Origin of the sequence: Belliella pelovolcani, assembly GCF_900156785.1 — a bacterium.
GTDB classification, from domain to species: Bacteria; Bacteroidota; Bacteroidia; order Cytophagales; family Cyclobacteriaceae; genus Belliella; species Belliella pelovolcani.
Genome location: NZ_FTOP01000003.1, coordinates 93,838 through 114,611, shown reverse-complemented (window position 1 = coordinate 114,611; position 20,774 = coordinate 93,838). Strand labels below are relative to the sequence as shown.

At 39.1% G+C, this 20,774-nt stretch carries 18 protein-coding genes; 9 read left to right on the top strand and 9 right to left on the bottom strand.

All coding sequences use genetic code 11. The features are described from left to right. Positions 1-17 precede the first annotated feature (17 nt). Positions 18-737 carry a metallophosphoesterase family protein gene (locus tag BW935_RS04550; protein ID WP_076498982.1) on the top strand — a complete coding sequence of 240 codons (720 nt, stop codon included), beginning with the start codon at positions 18-20 and terminating at the stop codon, positions 735-737. A 15-nt stretch (positions 738-752) separates the two neighbouring features. Here BW935_RS04550 and BW935_RS04545 read toward each other — a convergent pair whose 3' ends face one another. Both BW935_RS04545 and BW935_RS04540 read right to left on the bottom strand, forming a co-directional pair. Next, positions 753-1,826, bottom strand: coding sequence for a mannose-1-phosphate guanylyltransferase (locus BW935_RS04545; protein WP_076498980.1), 1,074 nt, complete (start codon positions 1,824-1,826; stop codon positions 753-755). 9 nt (positions 1,827-1,835) lie between these two features. After that, positions 1,836-2,804 carry a KpsF/GutQ family sugar-phosphate isomerase gene (locus BW935_RS04540; RefSeq protein ID WP_076498979.1) on the bottom strand — a complete coding sequence of 323 codons (969 nt, stop codon included), beginning with the start codon at positions 2,802-2,804 and terminating at the stop codon, positions 1,836-1,838. A gap of 100 nt (positions 2,805-2,904) precedes the next feature. Here BW935_RS04540 and recQ point away from each other — a divergent pair, with 100 nt between their 5' ends. From recQ to BW935_RS04520, 4 genes are read left to right on the top strand one after another with little or no spacing between them, the layout of a single operon-like run. Further along, entirely contained in the window at positions 2,905-5,082 is a 2,178-nt protein-coding gene (gene recQ / locus BW935_RS04535) for a DNA helicase RecQ (protein WP_076498977.1), read from the top strand. Positions 5,083-5,097: 15 nt separating this feature from the next. After that, positions 5,098-6,396, top strand: coding sequence for a phosphoribosylamine--glycine ligase (gene purD / locus BW935_RS04530; protein ID WP_076498975.1), 1,299 nt, complete (start codon positions 5,098-5,100; stop codon positions 6,394-6,396). 44 nt (positions 6,397-6,440) lie between these two features. Further along, on the top strand, positions 6,441-7,898 hold the full coding sequence (locus BW935_RS04525; protein WP_084565809.1) for a PSP1 domain-containing protein: 1,458 nt from the start codon (positions 6,441-6,443) through the stop codon (positions 7,896-7,898). Then, a complete protein-coding gene (locus BW935_RS04520) occupies positions 7,879-8,346 on the top strand; it encodes a gliding motility lipoprotein GldH (protein ID WP_217695342.1) in 468 nt (155 codons plus the stop codon). Before BW935_RS04525 ends, BW935_RS04520 begins: the two co-directional genes overlap by 20 nt. Before the next feature lie 15 nt (positions 8,347-8,361). On the opposite strand, the gene BW935_RS04515 is transcribed toward BW935_RS04520, so the two are convergent. Together BW935_RS04515 and BW935_RS04510 are read right to left on the bottom strand one after the other, a co-directional pair. Continuing rightward, positions 8,362-12,303 carry an AAA domain-containing protein gene (locus tag BW935_RS04515; RefSeq protein ID WP_076498972.1) on the bottom strand — a complete coding sequence of 1,314 codons (3,942 nt, stop codon included), beginning with the start codon at positions 12,301-12,303 and terminating at the stop codon, positions 8,362-8,364. 5 nt (positions 12,304-12,308) lie between these two features. Continuing rightward, a complete protein-coding gene (locus BW935_RS04510) occupies positions 12,309-13,121 on the bottom strand; it encodes an SDR family oxidoreductase (protein ID WP_076498970.1) in 813 nt (270 codons plus the stop codon). Between the two features lie 161 nt (positions 13,122-13,282). On the opposite strand from BW935_RS04510, the gene BW935_RS04505 reads away from it, so the two are divergent. The 3 genes from BW935_RS04505 to BW935_RS04495 all read left to right on the top strand — a co-directional run bounded on the left by BW935_RS04505 (position 13,283) and on the right by BW935_RS04495 (position 15,880). Further along, on the top strand, positions 13,283-13,882 hold the full coding sequence (locus tag BW935_RS04505) for a Pr6Pr family membrane protein (protein ID WP_076498969.1): 600 nt from the start codon (positions 13,283-13,285) through the stop codon (positions 13,880-13,882). A 217-nt stretch (positions 13,883-14,099) separates the two neighbouring features. Continuing rightward, entirely contained in the window at positions 14,100-15,506 is a 1,407-nt protein-coding gene (gene rlmD / locus BW935_RS04500) for a 23S rRNA (uracil(1939)-C(5))-methyltransferase RlmD (RefSeq protein WP_076498967.1), read from the top strand. Further along, the gene (locus tag BW935_RS04495) at positions 15,503-15,880 is read left to right on the top strand and encodes a hypothetical protein (protein ID WP_076498966.1); all 378 of its coding nucleotides are present in this window, start codon (positions 15,503-15,505) and stop codon (positions 15,878-15,880) included. The genes rlmD and BW935_RS04495 overlap by 4 nt, the downstream gene beginning before the upstream one ends. 136 nt (positions 15,881-16,016) lie before the next feature. Here the strand turns inward: BW935_RS04495 and BW935_RS04490 are convergent, their stop codons facing one another. From BW935_RS04490 to BW935_RS04475, 4 genes are all read right to left on the bottom strand, one after another. Continuing rightward, a complete protein-coding gene (locus BW935_RS04490; RefSeq protein ID WP_076498964.1) occupies positions 16,017-16,721 on the bottom strand; it encodes an ERCC4 domain-containing protein in 705 nt (234 codons plus the stop codon). 93 nt (positions 16,722-16,814) lie between these two features. Continuing rightward, positions 16,815-17,846: a thiamine-phosphate kinase gene (gene thiL / locus BW935_RS04485; RefSeq protein WP_076498963.1), complete on the bottom strand. Its 1,032-nt coding sequence runs from the start codon at positions 17,844-17,846 to the stop codon at positions 16,815-16,817. Between the two features lie 5 nt (positions 17,847-17,851). Beyond that, positions 17,852-18,253, bottom strand: a complete 402-nt coding sequence (gene mce, locus BW935_RS04480; RefSeq protein ID WP_076498961.1) for a methylmalonyl-CoA epimerase — start codon at positions 18,251-18,253, stop codon at positions 17,852-17,854. Between the two features lie 135 nt (positions 18,254-18,388). Further along, on the bottom strand, positions 18,389-18,946 hold the full coding sequence (locus BW935_RS04475) for a fasciclin domain-containing protein (protein WP_076498960.1): 558 nt from the start codon (positions 18,944-18,946) through the stop codon (positions 18,389-18,391). A gap of 408 nt (positions 18,947-19,354) precedes the next feature. Between BW935_RS04475 and BW935_RS04470 the strand changes: the two genes are divergently transcribed. Next, on the top strand, positions 19,355-20,251 hold the full coding sequence (locus BW935_RS04470) for a sterol desaturase family protein (RefSeq protein ID WP_076498958.1): 897 nt from the start codon (positions 19,355-19,357) through the stop codon (positions 20,249-20,251). A 39-nt stretch (positions 20,252-20,290) separates the two neighbouring features. Here the strand turns inward: BW935_RS04470 and BW935_RS04465 are convergent, their stop codons facing one another. Continuing rightward, a complete protein-coding gene (locus tag BW935_RS04465) occupies positions 20,291-20,731 on the bottom strand; it encodes an RrF2 family transcriptional regulator (RefSeq protein ID WP_014772565.1) in 441 nt (146 codons plus the stop codon). Between the last annotated feature and the right edge of the window lie 43 nt (positions 20,732-20,774).

The window sequence follows — 20,774 nt, the reverse complement described above, 5'->3', positions numbered from 1 at the left end:
TAAAAAACTTAAAAAATATGTCACTTTTTATCATTGGTGATGTGCACGGATGTTTCCATACTTATCTTAAGTTGATGGACCATTGGGAACCTAAGACTGAGACACTTATTCAGCTTGGAGACCTGGTAGATAGAGGAAACTTTTCTCCATTGACAATTAGACTCGCATTCGAAGTCAAAAAAGTATTCAAAAACTCTGTCCATTTCCTAAAAGGTAATCACGAGCACATGATGATCAGGTATCTCCAAGGGGAGCCAAATTCCGATCATTGGCTGGACAATGGTGGCAAAGAAACTCTTGAGCAATTCAAAACCCACAAGCTTGACCCCTACTTTTATTTGGGTTGGCTGAATACGATGCCATTAATCTGGGAAAATAAAAACGTATTGGTCTCCCATGCAGGATTTTCAGGAAATGGTTCACCATTTGACACCCACAACCCTGATGGAGTCTTATGGAACAGAAAACCACTGATCCATATGGGTAAACTACAAGTGATCGGACATACGCCAATCGCTGGTTCAAAAGCCGAATTTCATGAAGCTTCCAATTCTTGGAATATTGATACTGGTGCCTATCAAGGAAATTACCTCACTGGAATCAAACTCAATAAAGATGGTACACTTATAGAAACCATCACTATACCTACCGACCCTAGAGATGTCGAACAAAAAAACTCACTTCCAAGCGGGATGGTGATCAACAGTAAAGGACAAAATATCAGTTTATCGAATTAATTAAATAGGGGAAGACTAGACAAAGTCTTCCCCTTTTGATTTGGCATCAATGACAAATTCCCTGAACTTCTTTTCAGCATCAAGCTTACAGATCAATAAGACATTATCAGATTCATTGATCAAGTAATTATTCAATCCTTGCACCACTACAAGCTTATCTGAATTGACTTTGATATAGGAATTTTCAGTGTCATACAGTAGCGCATTGGCCTCCACTACATTATTCCCTTTATCCTTAGGCTGCAGCTCATGCAAACTCATCCAAGAACCCAAATCTGACCAACCAAAATCTCCTAGGATGACATATACTTGATCTGATTTTTCCATGATACCATAATCAATGGAAACGTTTTTCACCAATGTGTAAGCTTTGTTGATGTACGCCTCTTCTTTTTCGGTATCATAGTATGTATTCCCTTCTTCAAAAATCTCTGCAACCTCAGGCATGAATTTTTCAAATGCATGAATAATACTTTTTACATGCCAGGCAAACATCCCCGAATTCCAAACAAAATCTCCGCTTTCCAAAAAGGTCTTCGCCAGTTTGGCATTAGGCTTTTCGGTAAATGTCTTTACTTTCTTCGCTTCTGCTTTCTCGTTGACGATGTATTGGATATAGCCATAGCCAGTTTCAGGACGATTTGGCTTGATACCAATAGTGATAAGGTGGTTTTCTATTTCCGCAGCTGAAAGCGATTGCTTGATTTTTTGAATGAAATTGGATTCCTTGAGAATCAAATGATCAGCAGGGGTAACGACGACTTGGGCTTGTGAGTCTTTTTTAGCTATCTTGTAACTTGCATAAGCGATACAGGCTGCAGTATTTCTCCGGAGCGGTTCTGATAAAATCTGGGTCTCTGGAATTTCGGGCAACTGCTCCCTAACCAAATGTTCGTATTTTTTATTCGTGACAACAAAAAATCTATCCACATCAGTGATATTTAAAAACCTATCAAAAGTCATCTGAAGCAGCGTTCTTCCTGTGCCTAGGATATCTAAAAACTGCTTTGGTTTTTCATGTCTACTATACGGCCAGAATCGGGAACCTATTCCCCCTGCCATAATTACTATATACGGTTTGTCTTGCATTTTAATTTTTTAAACTATTCCCTCTTTCATCAAATCATGAATATGAATGAACCCTACAATTTTATCCCCATCCATTGCTACCAATTGGGTGATATTGTGTTCTTTCATCTGATTGAGTGCTCTAATGGCAAATTCAGCTTGAGCTATTGATTTGGGATTTTTGGTCATGATTTCCGAAGCTTTCACTCGATTGATATCAGCTCCTGAAAGTAGCATTCTTCTCAAATCCCCGTCAGTTATAATCCCTAAAAGTTGATCGTTGTTATCCACGACCGCTGTTGCTCCAAGCCTTTTGCTACTGATCTCAACGATTATTTCTGATAAAGGTGCACTTTCTGAAACTTTTGGCACTAGATTTTTGGGCACTACATCGGCCACAGTGAGGTAAAGTTGCTTTCCCAGTGCACCACCAGGATGATACTTAGCAAAATCCTCTGATGAAAAGCCCCTAGCTTCTAATAAGCAAACAGCCAAAGCATCACCCAAAGCCATGTGTACAGTAGTACTTGTCGTAGGTGCCAGATTATTTGGACAAGCTTCCTCAGCTATAGTGGCATTCAGCACATAATCTGCATGTTCTGCCAGGTAGCTCTTGGTATTGCTCACTAAAGCAATCAATTTGGAACCCAGTCTTTTTAGAAGTGGTACCAAAACCTTGATTTCAGGAGTATTACCACTTTTTGATATGCAAATGACAAAATCATCTTTTTGGATCATACCCAGATCACCATGGATGGCATCTGCTGCGTGCATAAAAAGTGCTGGTGTCCCAGTAGAGTTGAGCGTAGCCACTATCTTATTTGCAACGATGGCGCTTTTACCGATTCCAGTAATAACCACTCTACCTGGAGAAGCCAAAATCGCCTCCACACAAGTAACAAAATCCTCGTCGATGTAATTTATTAGATTTTGTACAGCATCAGCCTCCTTTTGAAGGACCTGTATAGCGCTTGATTTAATATTTTTTGCTAATTTCAATTTTGACGGGCTTAATCATTAAATTTGTATCAAAGGTAAAAAAGAAATCCTTAAAGTTTAATGAAAGCCCTAAAGCGGGACATTAAAACATGCACGTGAAGTGGATCAGAAAGTAAAAGACAATCTCAAACAGATATTTGGTTTTAGCCAATTTCGCGGAAACCAAGAGGCCATCGTAGACAACATACTTGGAGGTAGCAACACCTTCGTCATCATGCCTACAGGAGCAGGTAAGTCACTTTGCTATCAGCTTCCAGCTGTGATCAAAGATGGGACAGCCGTAGTTATCTCCCCATTGATCGCCTTGATGAAGAATCAGGTGGATCAACTCAATGCATTTGGAATCAATGCATATTTTCTCAATTCTACACTCAATAAATCTGAAACCAATAAGGTGAAAAAAGAAGTATTGGCAGGAAAAACCAAACTTCTCTATGTAGCACCTGAATCTTTGACCAAAGAGGAAAATGTGCAGTTTCTCAAAGAGGCTAACCTGAGTTTTGTAGCGATTGATGAAGCACATTGTATTTCCGAATGGGGACACGACTTCAGACCTGAATACAGAAGAATCAAATCAATCATCGCCCAAATAGGGGAAAAACTCCCCATCATTGCCTTAACAGCCACTGCAACACCAAAAGTACAGCAGGATATACAACGCAACCTCCAAATGGAGGAAGCTGACCTTTATAAGTCTTCTTTTAATAGAACCAACCTCTATTATGAAGTTCGTCCTAAAGTAAAAAATGAGACCAAAAAGCAAATCATCAAGTATATCAAAGGTCAAAAAGGGAAGTCTGGAATCATCTATTGTCTAAGTAGAAAAAAGGTAGAGGAAATTGCCGCTTTACTCCAAGTCAATGGCATCAATGCAGCGCCTTATCATGCTGGTCTAGATCAGTCGGTGAGAATCAAAAATCAAGATGACTTCCTCAACGAAGAAGTGGATGTCATTGTCGCTACCATTGCCTTTGGAATGGGAATCGACAAGCCTGATGTGCGGTATGTCATTCACTATGATGTGCCAAAATCGCTAGAAGGTTACTACCAAGAGACAGGTAGAGCCGGAAGGGATGGTCTTGAAGGACACTGCCTGATGTTCTACAGGTATGATGATATCATCAAGCTTGATAAATTCAACAAAGATAAGCCTGTCACAGAAAGAGAAAATGCCAAGGTCTTGCTTCAGGAAATGGCAGCCTATGCAGAAAGTTCTGTTTGTAGAAGAAAAACCATCCTCCATTATTTTGGAGAGTACATGGAAAAAGACTGCGGCTTTTGTGACAACTGTAAGCATCCAAAGGAAAAATTCGACGGAAAGGATTATTTGGTCACAGCTATACAAGCAGTCAAAGAAACTAATAATAGATTCAATATCGACCATATCGTCAATGTGATCCGTGGTGAGCAAAACGATTACATGGTCAGCTATAGCCATGATAAGCTAGCCTTATTTGGCATTGGCAAAGATGATGACGAAAGACTTTGGAAAACGGTGATCAGACAGGCTATGATCAATGATTTCTTAGAAAAAGACATCGAAAATTATGGCGTAATTAAGATTACAGAGAAAGGTCTCAATTTCCTAAAAGAGCCCTACAGCATACAGATGAGTAAAGATCATGATTTTGAACAAATGATGATCGATGAAGCCCCAGAGGTCTTGTCAGCAAATGGAAAATCATATGATGAAAATCTTTTTGAGCTTCTCAAGGCAGAACGGAAAAAGGTCGCAAAATCCAAAGGTCTACCTCCTTATGTAATTTTCCAAGATCCTTCTCTAGAAGAAATGGCAACTGTATACCCAACCACCCGTGAGGAATTGGCTCAAATAAATGGGGTGGGAATGGGAAAAGTAGCTAAATTTGGAGCTTCCTTCTTGAAGTTGATTGCTACTTATGTAGAAGAAAATGACATCATGACTGCTGCCGATGTGGTCGTCAAGACTGCAGGAAGCCGTTCCAAAGTCAAAATATCAATTATTCAGCAAGTAGATAGGAAAATAGATTTAGACGAAATTGCCGAAAATCTGAACCTGTCCATGAGTGAATTGCTCCAAGAGATAGAGCAGATCATTTACAGTGGCACGAAGCTGAATATCAACTATTATATTGAAAACATCATGGATGAGGAAAGAGAGGACATTCTCCATGATTACTTCATGAGTGCCGAAACAGACAATATCAAGGCAGCATTGAGTGAATTGGAAGACGAAGATTTTGCTGAAGAAGAAATCAGAGTCTACAGAGTCAAATTCATTTCAGAGCACGCCAATTAAACCGTATTTCATTCCATGAATATATTATTATTAGGAAGTGGAGGAAGAGAACATGCCTTCGCTTGGAAGATTGTAAACAGTCAAAACTGCACAAAACTTTTTGTAGCTCCGGGAAATGCCGGGACTGCACAGCTTGCTGAAAATGTCAATTTATCCATTACTGATTTCGCTCAAATCACCGACTTCGTTTTAGCTAATAAAATCGAAATGGTGGTAGTAGGGCCAGAAGAGCCCCTTGTAAGAGGTATTGTAGACTATTTCGAAGCCAATCCTCAGACAGCGAATATTCCAGTTATTGGACCAAGTAAAGAAGGTGCTAGAATGGAAGGTTCTAAAGACTACTCCAAGCAGTTTATGGACCGCCACCAGATTCCTACTGCCGCATCAGAGACATTTACTAAAGAAAATATAGAAGAGGGCATAGCTTTCATCGACCAGCAAAAAACTCCTATCGTACTCAAAGCAGATGGACTTGCTGCAGGAAAAGGTGTTTTGATTTGTCAAAGCCATCATGAAGCCAAAGATTCATTGAAAGAAATGCTTCTTGAGAGCAAATTTGGAGAAGCCTCTTCAAAAGTGGTTATAGAGCAATTTCTCGACGGTATTGAGCTGTCGGTGTTTGTAGCCACTGATGGGAAAAGTTATAAAATCCTACCCGAAGCCAAAGATTACAAAAGAATCGGTGAGGCAGATACAGGCCTGAACACCGGTGGGATGGGAGCAGTAAGTCCAGTTCCATTTGCTGACGCAGCTTTTATGCGTAAAGTAGAAGAAAGAGTTGTCATCCCTACTGTCAAAGGCTTACAAAAAGAGAACATCCGATATACTGGATTCCTTTTCATTGGATTGATGAATATTGGTGGGGATCCCTATGTCATAGAGTATAATGTGCGTATGGGTGATCCTGAAACCCAAGCAGTATTACCGAGAATCAAAAGTGATTTCGTAGATTTATTGCATGCCATGGGAACCAGACAGCTTGATCAGTATAAGATTGAGCTAGAAAGTTTTACCAGCACTACTATTGTGATGGTAGCAGGTGGCTATCCGGGTGACTATCGTAAAGGGGACAATATCTCTGGATTGGAGCATTTAGGTAAAGACAACACTGCACTCATCTTTCATGCAGGAACCAAGTTGAATGAAAAAAATGAAGTACTAACCAACGGTGGTCGTGTCATGGCTATCACGGGAATCGGGCATAATGTCCAAGAGGCCCTAGCAAATGCTTATGAAACCGTATCGGGTATTTGCTGGGATGACTTATATTTCAGAAAAGATATAGGTCAGGATATTTTGAGATTACAGAAGTAAACCCAAACTAAGGAGGAGCAATGGCTCCCTAGATATAAAGAATTATGGCTGGATGTAGTAGCTGCTCAACCACCACAGGTGGAAGCGGAGGATGTCAAAACAATGGCACCTGCGGCACGAGCGATTGTAATAAAATGAATGCTTTTGACTGGCTCTCCCACATGGGAATACCAGTAGTAGATAAATTTGACATCGTTGAAGTAAAATTCAAAGGTGGCAGAAAAGAATACTATAGAAACGTAGATCACCTTTCACTCACTACAGGAGATCCCGTCGTAGTAGATGTTCCCAATGGTCATCATATTGGCTGGGTTTCATTGCAAGGTGAATTGGTTAGGCTTCAAATGCAAAAAAGAAAGATCAGGGATGATGACAACATCCTGAGAATATATCGCATAGCCAATCAAAAGGATATCGAAAAATGGGAGGAATCCAAAAACCGTGAAGTTCCGACCATCTATCGCACCAAGCAGATTATAGACGAGTTGAAACTAGACATGAAATTATCAGATGTGGAATTCCAAGCTGATAATTCCAAAGCTACTTTTTACTATTCTGCTGAAGACCGAGTGGATTTTAGAGAATTGATAAAACTACTTGCCTCTGAATTCAAAATCAGGGTAGAAATGCGCCAAATAAGCCTCCGACAAGAAGCAGGAAGACTAGGTGGCATTGGGATATGCGGTAGGGAATTATGCTGCTCGACATGGATTCATGACTTCAAAAGCGTAAGTACTTCTGCTGCGAGATACCAAAACCTCTCCCTCAACCCTACCAAACTATCTGGTCAATGTGGTCGATTGAAGTGCTGTTTAAATTATGAACTAGACACTTATATGTCCGCATTGGAAGATATCCCTAATGTAGACAGGCCGTTGCTGACAGAAGCTGGCCAAGCCAAATTACAAAAGACGGATATTTTCAGAAAACTGATGTGGTTCAGTTACAACAATGAAAATAACTGGCACTCCATCACTTGTGAAAGAGTAAAAGAAATCCAAGAGCTCAATGCAAAAGATGTGAAGCCTTTTGACCTCCAAAATAATAATGCTAAAGATGTAGAAGATAAGGCATCTAAAGCTACGATGGAATTGGAGGCTCTAGATAAAAAATTTGCTACTTCTAAAAAGAAGAAGAAAAAGAAAAAACCAAGAAATAGAGAACTGGGAACGCCGGAAAATCAAGCAGGACAAAACAGACCTCTTAAAAGAGAAAATACTCAATCTCAAGAGGGAAAAGACCAAAAACCTTCTGGTGAAAACAGAAAAGAAAGAGATAGAAACAGAAGAAATAAGCCTAATAGAAGAAACCCTGAGAACAAAACTCAAGGCAATACTCCTACGGAACACAAGCCAAAGCCTCAAGCTAATCAAGCTTCAAAACCTGAAGGAAACAATAATACCAACCCAAGGGAAAACCGAAGTAATGGAGGAAAAAGAAGATTTCCACCTAGAAAAGGTGGTCCAAAGGGAGATCAAAATAATGGCAATCAAAATGACTAGATTTTTCTATGGCTTTTGTTTAACAATTACCCTATCACTACTACAAGCATGTAGCGGTGATAGGGTATTTGAAGCGTACCAAGGTATGGAAAAACAAAGCTGGAACATCAATGATACGGTTAGTTTTGATTTAAATCCCCAAGAAAATACAATAGGATTGATCGCTGTGAAGTACAATACAGATTATGCCTATCGCAATCTATATTTCAAATATTTCCTTTCTGACAGTGCTGGCAATACCTTAGAGAGTCAACTGTTAAATATCAGGCTTTTTGACAGCAAAGAAGGGAAACCAACTGGAAAGGGCTTTGGAAGTACTTTTACAAGAATGGACACATTACCAATCGAAAGTCATGACCAATACCATAAGATTGAGTTTGTACAATATATGCGTGTGGATGATCTTGAAGGCATAGAGGCCATAGGCTTCAAGCAAGTCAAGAAATAAAATTCTGATGACTTTTTATTTTTCAAAAAGCTCCTTGCCCATCCAATATTGTCTACTAAAATAAAAATGAAATGGCCAGTTTTTGGCTCTAAGTTGCAATGGATGGTAGACAAATGCCTCTTTTGCACCGGAAGAATCATACAACCTTTGATCATCTGTCAAAATCGCCTCAAGGAATCCTTCTTCCTTACATCTAACGGCAAGGTCCATCCAAGATGATTCTGGAAAAAGATGGAGTTCATGCTCCTCATTGACTGATTTCAAGCGCTTTTTAAGCGACCAACTATCAATAAAGCCATTCGGTGATGGGAATTCTTCTCGTTCAATCTTTCCCTGAACTTGATTTTCTACAAAAAGGAGATAATCTCTTAGCAGCTTTATCCCATGATTTTCTAACTGTTCCTTCTTAAAATCCCGTGAAGATAAACTTGTCACCAAAGTCACTCTTTTCCTAGCCCTTGTGATTGCGACATTCAATCGATTGACCCCTCCACGCTTTGACAGCATTCCAAAATTAGCAATCAGCTTACCGGTTTTGTTTTTGGCATAACCGATGGAGAAAATTACCCAGTCAAATTCATCTCCTTGGACATTTTCAATGTTTTTCACAGCGACCATTTCCTGATTGACTATTACATCCTGCTCAATTAGCTCTTGGATTAGCTCCATCTGAAAATAATTGAATGTAATTACTCCGATAGACCAATCGGGATATTTTTGCTGAATTTCCTTGATTTGATGTATGACTTCTGATGCCTCTATGACATTTTGTTGTTTCTCCCAAACCCCATCAACTTTCACTAAGTCAAATGGATTTACGCCTTGATTGAGCAATGTTCTATCCACAAGCATCTCTAATTTATTTTGATAAAAATGCTGATTGGAAAAATCTATCAATGGTCGCTGAGAACTTCTGTAATGTCCTTTGAGCCAAAACTTCTTGAAGTAGCTGGAAGTTAATTCCAACAGTGACTCTGTCTCTACCTCCAGTCCCTCCTCATCAGTTTCTAACTTGATCTGATATAAGTCATAGGGCTGCAATTGCTGCGAATCACCCGCAATGACTACTTGCTTAGCCCTTAGCATCGTTGGGACACCTTTTTCTACATAGCATTGTGATGCTTCGTCGAAAATCACCAAATCAAATTCCTGCTTCATAGGAAATAAAGCCGAAACAGTCTCTGGAGATGCCAACCAACAAGGAATAAGTTTAAACAATTCTTCTTCAAAACTTGCTATCAATTTTTTCAAAGGCCAAAGTCTTCTTTTTTTACTCACCTGGTGCAGCAATTCTTTGTAAGTTACCAGATTATTCAACCTGTTATATTCAAGGTTTTTGAATGTCTGCTCTCTAACTCTTAGCTCGGAAATGTACTGAGAAATCTTCCACTTATCTTCTATAGCCTGCAGGAGTTCTTCTTGTACGAATTGAAATTTTGGCGTTATAATTTCTTTCAGAACGGGGTATTTGGATTCAATATGATCTATCCAAGCATTACTCAATGCAACCAAAAAATGATAACTCAATTGCTCAAAATCTTCTTCAGGGAAGTCATCAAGAAGTTTTTCCATCACAACTTTATCTTCAGATGGTAATTTAGCCCTGAGGGTGTCAAAGGCTAGCAATTCATCAAAAACGAAAGGAATCTGTTCCTTCTGCTCCAAAAAACTCTCTCCTGGTGCATGGGAAATCAGGTGCTGGATCTGAATTTTACTGAGGTAAATAGACCAAGTCTTCAGCTTAGATTCAATTTCCTCTGTAAATGACTCCAACTGCTCCACCAAAGAGAGTAGTGTCTTAGCGGTTGGGATTTGATCCTCTATCAAATCAATAATACCATCGAACTCTTCTAAGGTAAATCTTGCCTTGATCGCTTCGAGTAAGCTAGATGTAAAATGGTTAAAAACGACAAAATTGAATGGCTTGGCGGGCATATTCAGCCAAGGTTTCCCATCCAATAAGGTGTATTGATGATTGAGGTTGAGTCTATTTTCAAGTTTTTTGATTAATAAATCTAAGTCATGTGGGGTGGCATTTAAACCTTCCGCTTCAAGCAAATTCTTCAATGAACCGAACTTCTTATGATTGAAAAATAAATTGATTTTCCCGAAAACAGATGTTTTGGACTGTGTATAATCCAAAGCCAGGCTTAAATGCTCTTGGATTTGTCCGTCGGGCACGGTCCAGACTACTCCTTCTTGAGAAAGTAGGGTCTTGACTGTATCCACTTTATTTTCTAACCATAGCAGGTCGAAAGATTCAATCGGAACATCCTTGATTTGATCAAAAGCTTTTTGACTGTCCTCCCTATGGAGAAAATGCTTCAAGATCTGTATCTTTTCTCGTTGGTCATACAGTGAAAATAAATAAGTAGAATCAAACCCTGTAATATCTCCAAATGCCTTATTGAATCTAGTCTTTAAATCATCTATTTCGGCCAAAGTCTCTTTGATTCGCTGGGCCGCTGCTGAGCCAAAACCACTAAAATCAACTCTATGTAACCAAAACGACTTCGCGTGTTGATATTTGCGATAATAAACTTCATAGGATTTAAAGTTTCTTAAAAACTCCCCTATTCGATCCCAGTGGAATTTTTTGTAATACTGAGTCAAGTCTAAAGTCTCTTCTCCCAACCTAGAGGTCATGTAAAGCTGCTTGATTGGTATACCACATTCTTCAGTATTGAAAAGGCTTTTCTTAAATTCATCAAGATACTCTAGGTGCATTTCTATGGTCCTAGATAGTTGAGTAAACTCGCGTTCCAATTGAATGGCATTGATGCTTCTATTCAAGTCTTGATACTGCTCAACAGATTCAATCTGTGCTTTAATCTTTTCAAAAAGTGACTTTCTATCTGCTCTGAAGTCATGAACCAATGCCAAAAATGAGCCGAAACCCTTTTCTTCTAGTCTCCTAAAAACAACATCCAGTGCAGCCCTTTTTTGAGAAACTACCAAGACCTTTTTGCCCCTTGCAATGTAATCAACTGCTAGATTACTGATCAACTGTGACTTCCCTGTTCCAGGTGGGCCTTCTACTACACAGGAGTTACCAGCTCTGACTGCCTTGACTACTTCTTCCTGACTGGCATCAAGTGGAAAAACATGATAAAGCTGATCTTCTCTTGGGATCTGTATATCATCTTCTGGAGCGAAATAAGTGGAAAACAACGCTTCCAGATTATTATACTCATTTTGCTTTAGCAGCTCGGAATAATCTTCCATCAGAAAGCTAGTTTTTTGAGAAAACTGCCCTAATACTGCATATGGCATCAATTTGAGCTCTCCAGTTTTTAAATTAGCTTCATCAACGCTTTTCGCTGAATCAGGAAAGATCTCTAACTTATCTTCATACAATTGTTGATTGAAATTGATCGAAAAATTATCCTTGAGCACTTCATACAATGCCGTACGGAAGGCCTTCGCATCATCAGGATACCCCTCCAATACAAGATCATCTTCGCCAATTGGAGCTTTACCATATGCTCTTTCATAAGCCAAAAGGAAAGTTTTATTGAATACAGCCTGATCTTCTTGATCTTTTTGGATCATCCAGCTGCCGTGTTCTTTGGTGAGCTTGATAGGAAAAAAAATCAAGGGGCATCTGACCACTTGGCCATTGAGCAATTTACCCTCTACAAAAGGATAAGCCAGGTATAAACTCTTCTCACCAGTCTCTTCTTCTGTGAGCTGCACTTGATGGATAATCCTGTTGAGGTCTTTGGAGGCTTTGTTGACATGCTGATCTCGGGGATCTGATATTGGGATCAGTGGGAAGCTTTTCTTTCCCTCGATCATCATTTTGATATAATCAAAAGCTGGATGATGATTGAAAAAATCTAAAGTTTTCAGATCCATCATTTGCGAAATATGAAGCTTTGGCAAGTAAAGTGATCGATTTCTAGAAGATAAATCGGTCAAGCGATTGAGATAGATCTGAAAAGTCTCTTTAAGCATACAGTTTATTTGAATGGAGAATCTTTTTCTTTGGCCATTTCATTGTAGACGACTTTGTCCATGATGCCCGGAATCCATTTATTCAAAAATACCGCCAATTTTCCTTGCCCTGTCAATACGATTTCCCTTTTTCGTTTATATGTAGCCTTCACAATCTCCAAAGCCACTTCTTCTGCTGTCATCATTTCGCCTTCATCCCTTGGTGATGCGCCTTGAGGTTTGCCATCAGCTTGAAGTGCATTATTGCGAATATTGGATGCAGTGAATCCAGGACAGGCCAATAGAACATGGACATTTTTCTTAAGCAACTCCGTCCGGAGTGACTCCATGAAACCATTCATTGCAAATTTACTCGCTGTATAGGCAGTTCTTGCAGGAGTCCCTCTATAACCATTGATTGAAGAAATGGCTACGATGCTTCCTTGATTGGCAGTGATTTGCTCCAAGCAATACTTGGTCGCATATACCGTCCCCCAAAGGTTCACGTCTATGACTTGCTTGAATACTTTCAAATCTAAATCTTGGAAAAGTGCACGCATGGATATCCCCGCATTATTGATCAGGACATCAATTTTACCATATTTCTGTATAGCTTCTTCAGCCATTTTTTGATTAGCTTCTTCAGATGCCGCATCGGCCAAAACACCATGACAAGTTATACCTGCTCCTTGCAATTTTGACAAGGTATTGTCCAACTTCACTTGACTTCTCCCAGTGATCACCACCTTGGCGCCTTCATGTCCAAATGCTGCTGCACAAGCCTCTCCAATTCCAGAAGTTGCGCCGGTGATGATGACTACTTTATCCTTAAATTTCATTTTCCCTTATTTTGAGCCCAAAGATAAAAATTAGAAATGGCAGTGAAAAGGCAAAGCGATTAGGTAATTGCATGAATTCAAGTTACAACATTTCACCAAATAAATCATAATTCCACATGATCTAAAAGAGTTCAATCGATATTTTATTTAAATTACAGGTCATGAAAAAAAACCTATCAATCCTATTTGCGCTTATTGGCTGGTTTGCAGTGTTGTCTCAGCTATATTTGGCTTTACAAAATAGAGCGACTCCAGTACCTGAAGCTTTGGTCAGGTTTTTTAGCTATTTTACTATTTTGACTAACACACTCGTCGCTAGCTATTTCACTGCTCAAACCACAACTAATGACAAAATCTCATTTTTCAACAGAAAGGGAAGTTTGAGCGCCATCACAGTTTATATTCTTGTAGTAGGGATAGTATATCAAGTAGCACTCAGAAGTATTTGGAATCCTGAGGGATTGCAAAAAATCACTGATGAATTATTACATACTGTGATTCCTGTCTTGACGCTGGTGTATTGGTATCTTTATGAAAAGAAAAATCAACTGACTTGGCAGCTCTTACCTGCATGGCTTACCTATCCTGCAGTCTATTTGGTTTACATCATGATCAGAGGACATTTTTCTGGATTTTACCCTTATCCTTTTGTGAATGTTGCCGAAATAGGATACGGGCAGACAGCGATCAATTCTCTTGGTGTATTATTACTTTTTGTGGTTTTGTCGAGTGGGCTGATTTTGATCAAGAGAATCTTTTAATCTTTTAGCTTCAATACTATTTCTATATCAATAAGCTCAATTACGTCAGCTAATTCAGCGTTCCTAGAGATGATTTTTTCTCTTTGACCATAATCAGAAATCAACTTTACAATCATCCTTTTATAAAACCTAAATTTCAATTCTCACCTACTTAAAAAGGTAATGCATATTTCAATTATACCCAATTACATTGACATTTTTGTTTAATTTTGCGCCCATGTCGAGAAAAATGAAAAACAAGGTTATCACAAACCTGACTATAGAAAGAATCGCTACGGAAGGGAAGTGCGTAGGACATCATGAAGGTAAAGTGGTATTTGTGCAGGGTGTGGCACCGGGAGATGTGGTGGATGTGAGGATCACCAGAGGTAAAAGTTCCTTTATGGAAGGTGAAGCGATTCGTTTTCATGAATACTCCAAAGACAGAATAGCGCCATTTTGCGCCCACTTCGGCACTTGTGGTGGCTGCAAGTGGCAACATATCAATTACGACTTACAGAAAACATACAAAAGGCAACAGGTCGTGGACCAGTTTACGAGAATTGCCAAAGTGGATATTCCTGAGGTCTTGCCCATACTAGGGTCAGCACAGACACAGTATTATAGAAATAAGCTTGACTTTACTTTTTCAAACAATAGATGGCTCACCAGAGAAGAAATAGACTCGGGAGCAGACTTTGAAAGAAATGCGCTTGGTTTTCATATCCCAAAGATGTTTGATAAGATTGTAGATATCGAGCATTGCTACCTCCAAGGGGACATTTCAAATGATGTCAGAAATGAATTGAGAGATTTTGCATTAAGCAATTCACTTACATTTTATGATATCAGAAACCAAGTTGGCTTACTTAGAAACTTGATCATCAGAACCACAAGTACTGGCGAAAGCATGGTCATCGTACAGTTTGGCGGAGATAATCAGGATGAGATTGAACTGGTGATGAATTTTCTCCATGAAAAATTCCCGCAAATCACATCTCTACTGTACATTATCAATTTAAAGAAAAATGAAACTTTCCATGATTTGGAAGTAGTTACTTTTGCTGGAAAAGCCTACATCGAAGAAGAAATGGAAGGCTTAAAATTCAGAATCGGTCCCAAATCATTTTACCAAACCAATTCTGACCAAGCCTACGAATTGTATAAAGTCACCAGGGAATTTGCTGCGCTACAAGGTGATGAAGTAGTGTATGACTTGTACACGGGCACAGGAACCATCGCCAACTTCGTGGCCAAACAAGCCAAACAAGTGATCGGTATAGAGTATGTAGAAGCAGCAATCGTAGATGCCAAGCTCAATTCTGCAGTCAATGGACTAGAGAACACGCTATTCTATGCTGGAGATATGAAAGACATGCTCAATGATGAATTTATTGCACAACATGCTCGTCCTGATGTCATCATCACTGATCCGCCACGCGCAGGTATGCATGAAGATGTGGTCAATATGCTCCTCAAACTAGCAGCACCAAAAATCGTCTATGTCAGCTGTAATCCTGCTACACAAGCTCGCGATGTGGCTTTGCTGGCTGATAAATATTCAGTAGATAAAATCCAGCCTGTGGATATGTTCCCACAGACCTACCACGTAGAAAATGTAGTACTTCTAACTTTGAAATCATGATATCAGACTTCAACGATCCAGAACTCAACGGTAAATACCTTGGAACAATTACCAAAGACTTCATCAAGGTATCAGAGATACTCAAAGAAGCTTCTTACCAAGTAAGGAGTAGGAAATTTTCCAAATACCCCATCTTCCCGATTTCCAAAGAAGAGCAGCCCATAGGTCAATTGCTTCTTGGACGAGAAGAAAAGAACTTAGACTGGAATTATTACATCACTTATGTGGATGAATTTATCCAAAGGAAATTGATAGCCGAGGACTTATTGGAGGAATTTGAGAAAAACTACAAAAACCCAGATGAATTCTGCTGTCTATTTGTGATGGACAAGGAGTTTACGAGTTTTGTGTACGTGCCATTTCCTGAGGAGTAGCTAGAGCTCGCAAAGCATGCGAAGTTGCAAAGGTGTGTTAGGGAGATTGGGAGATTAGGGAATTTGTTAAGACTGTTTATCGGTATTGGAGGCTTAAAGGTGTTAGAAGTAATATAATTGGTTTAGAGTGAGGTATTTAAGCATTATTAAAATTCCCTTCATTCAAAATCAATTTCATCCTCTCAATAGTAGATTTGCCTATTCCCACCACTTTCGACAGTTCTGATTCTGGGGCATTGAATATATTTTGAAGATTCCCGAAGTGATTCAGCAATAGTTCAGCGCGGTCAGCTCCTATACCTGGAAATCCTTCAAGGATGTGGATTTTTTGCTTCAAATATTTATCAGATTGCTGACTTTTGAATTTAGGCTTTAGCCTTGGGTGAAATTTATAATCAGCCAATTTATCTTTAGTGAGCTGTTTAAAAGATTGTAGCATGATTGAAACAGTGTCTTTCTGAGTCTTAGCTCTTAAAATAGGGATTTTGAAAATCAAGGATACAGACATTAAAATTGCTTGAACTGCATTTTTGCTAAAACCTAAATTCTTGTATTCTCTTTTTCGACCTTCCAAAATCAGACAAGCAGGTACTTTTGAATTCGCCAACTTACCAGCCTGCTTAAAAAATCTTCCATCTTTAATAGAAGCACTAAAATCTGAAGGGGTTTTTCTCTCAACAATTAATTCCGAATCTAGAAGATAATCCCCTACAAGCAACCGTTCTTTCCTTACAATGATGTTTTTGTAAAAAAGCAGATACTCAAGCATCGCATCAGGCTCCCTATCATCAATCACAATCTCCAACGGATAAAACTTCGACCCACTCAAAAAATCTTTCATAGAGTTAAAAGTTGATTCTTTATAAATATACATAACAACAACTATTTTCACTAGAAGAGGGGAGCATTTCGCTCCCCTCTTCTAGTGAAAATATCAGAAATGCTTCCAGCCTTGAGCCTTTAATTCTACCACAGTCCCACTTTTGGTAACTAGGTTTTTACCATCTTCCGGCTTGGTGGTATGGCCGATGAAGTGAATGTCTGCATGCTTCTCCAGCTTCTTAAAGTCCTTTTGATCTATCGTAAATAGCAATTCATAATCCTCTCCCCCATTGAGCACACAAGTGATCGGATCCATATTCAGTTCTACTGCGGTATCAAAAGTCTGCTTATCGATAGGAAGCTTATCTTCATAGATAGTCACGCCCAAGTTAGACGCCTTACAGATATGAAATAACTCAGAAGCCAAGCCATCCGAAATATCTATCATACTGGTAGGTACAACACCCAATTCTCTCAGCTCATGGATGATATCCATCCTTGCGTCAGGCTTGAGTTGTCTACCAGTCACATACGTGTACTTATCCAAATCAGGCTTCATATCAGGATTGGCCATAAATACCTGTTTCTCACGCTCCAAGATCTGCAAGCCAACCAATGCGCCGCCCAAATCTCCTGTTGCACAAATGATATCATTCACTTTGGCCCCAGACCTGTAAGAAAGTTCTTCCTTTTTGGCCTCTCCTATTGCAGTAATAGAAATCACCAAGCCAGACCTAGATGCTGTAGTATCTCCTCCAATTACATCTACGCCATAATGCTCTGCGGCTGCATTGATCCCTGCATAAAGCGCATCTACTGCCTCTACTGAAAAACGATTGGACAGCGCAATACTGACCGTAATCTGCTTCGGTATAGCATTCATAGCGGCTACATCTGAGACATTGACAGCTACTGCTTTGAACCCCACATGCTGAAGCGGCGCATAAGAAAGGTCAAAATGTACACCTTCCAAAAGCAAATCTGTGGTCACCACTTTGACATGATCTCCTGCCTCAATCACAGCGGCATCATCTCCAATACCTTTGAAGGTAGATGAATTTTTGATTTTGACACTTTTATTCAAATGATCGATTAGGCCAAATTCACCTAACTCCCCTATTTCTGTTCTTTTATTATTCTCCATAATCTCTATTTTCTCTCTTGACACAATTCCACCAAAACACCATTGGTAGATTTGGGATGCAAAAATACAACTAATTTATTGTCTGCGCCTGCTTTGGGCGTTTCATTGAGGATTTCAAAACCCTCAGACTTCAATCTTTCAACTTCTGCATGTATATCCTCCACATCAAAAGCGATATGATGAATCCCCTCAGATTTTTTTTCTAAATATTTGGCAATAGGGCTATCAGGTCTAGTGGCTTCTAGAAGTTCTATTTTCGTTTCTCCTACTTGAAAAAATGAGGTCATCACGCCTTCACCGCCTACTTCTTCTTCCTTGTAATGTGATTGTCCAAGTAACTTCTTGAAAAGCTCATTGGAAGCCTTTAGGTCTTTAACAGCAATTCCTAAGTGTTCAATTTTTCTCATGATTCTCGCATTTTGACAAAAATAAGGATTACTTCCTTGAAATCTCCCCTAAATCAGATAAGAGAAGTCAATAAAAAATCCCAGACAACTTATCTGGGACTTTCATAAACCACCTAAACTCCTCTATTTAGTCTTTCAATTGGGTACCAATACTTTGTCGATCACATGGATGATCCCATTAGAAGCCTCTACTGTACCAAGGATTTTACCTCCATTGATCAAGACGTCTCCTGATTCATTCACCATGATTTCAACAGCTCTTCCATCAGCTGTCCCCATTTTTCTTCCAGCTACAAAATCTCCTTTTTTGTACACTCCCAAAAGTACATGATACTCAAGGATATCTCGGAGTTTTCTCTGATTTTCTGGCTTGATTAGTGATTCCAAAGTTCCAGCTGGCAATTGGTCAAAAGCTGCATTAGTTGGAGCAAATACAGTAAATGGTCCAACATTGGTCAAAGCATCTACATAATCTGCTGCTTGCAAGGCTGCAACAAGGGTACTATGATCAGCTGACCCTACCGCGACTTGCACAACATTGGGGTTGGAAACGTCATCTTTAACACCAGATTGACCCACTGATTTTCCTGTAGCTTGTGGTGTTGATGCGGTAGATTCTAGACCAGTTCCACCACAAGCCATCATGCTGCTGACCAGAAAGGCTCCCAGCAAAATTTTTAAAGTATCTTTCATATTGATCGGGTTTGATTAACAATCAAAATTAATAAAGGATAAATATATCCTTTATGATAAAAGTCAGGTTTTAGCGCTTTTAAATTGTTTTTTGAAAAATAATTCCACGACAATATCCTATAAAATCAAGAACCCAAACCCTAGAACCTTATCATTACAAAAATCAATCAACAAACTATTACTTTTCATTCGCTGAAAAAAATACTTATATTTAAGATTGATGTACTTTTCAAAAACGAAAAGCTTAAAAATTACCTGATTATGATTACCAATATTTCAATCTTACGAACTCGTGTTTTTACTACATTCATTTTTCTTGGAATCACCTAAATCTAGGTCCCTGCAAACTAAAAAAAAAAGCCCAGCAGTGACATGATTTCAACCATTAATCTTCCTTTTTATAAATTTATGAACAAAGAAAAACTCACCTTAGAACAAGTCTTTAGTTTAGATTTACCAAATATCATCCTGTATGCAGCACCTGTTATGATAGGATTGGTTTTGTTAGAATGGTTTTTCTCTTACAGAGAGAAGAAAGACTATTATGATGGCAAGGATACCATTTCAGCAACCTTCATAGGTCTAGTTAATGTGGCCATGAGCGCTGGAATCAAAGTAGTTACATTTGGAATCATTTTGTTTTTCTATAACCTTGTACCATGGTCTATTCCCAATACCTGGTGGGCTTTTATACTTTGCTTGTTTTGGCTTGATTTCTGGAGATATTGGGCACATCGGGTTGCACATGAAAACCGTTTTTGGTGGGCAACACACGTGACACATCACAATTCTGAAAAGTATAACTGGTCTGTATCTTTCAGATTGAGTTGGACCCAACATATCAAGATCATATTTTTTATTCCAGTAGCATTAGCAGGTTTTCACCCCGTAGTATTCTTTATTGTACATCAGATCGCCGTTTTGTATCAATTCTGGATTCATACAGAGTACATCACAAAACTCCCAAAACCAATAGAGTATTTCTTCACAACACCATCCCATCATAGGGTTCATCATGCGAGCAATGAAAAGTATTTGGATAAAAACTATGGGTCAACATTTATCATCTGGGATAGGATGTTTGGCACTTTCATGCCAGAAGAAGACCGACCTACTTACGGCTTGACCAAGCAAGTGAATTCATACAATCCAATCACACTGAACTTTCATGAATGGGCGGATTTGGTGCGAGATGTCAAAAATTCTAAATCGCTCAAAGAAGCTTATGCCATGGCATTTTCAAGGCCCAGCGAATTAGAAACTATCAAAGAGAAGTATAGAGAAAAGGAAAAAGTCAGTCTATAAAAGCATAGAAGCCAGCCGTACGGTTGGCTTTTTTTTATTTTACACATCAAATCTAGCCAAGACAGTCTCTCCACTCTCTACTTCAAGGGCGAGTTCTTTAAGTGTCTTTTTGGTGAGCATGCTTACTACATGGGTTCTTACTTTTTTGATTTCATGATGTAACGGACAGGGATTGGTCTCTGAGCATGCTTTCAATCCAAGACTACAGCCACTGAAAAGTCCATCTCCATCTATGGCTATCACGAGGTCTTGTAAGGTGAGTTTTTCATGTTCTGTCCCCGCATAAAAACCACCAGAAGGGCCTTTTTGAGAGCCTATGACTTTTTTTCTGACTAGTTCTTGGAGGATTTTGGCAGTAAATGGCTCGGGAGCATCCACGTGTTCTGCCGTCTCCTTAGCGCCTACTTTTACCCCTTTGAGACTTTGTGACCATATATATATGACTGCCTTGATTCCGTACTGACAAGCTTTTGAAAACATATAAATACTATTTCTTGCTAAATTAAGGATAAAAATGTCTTTA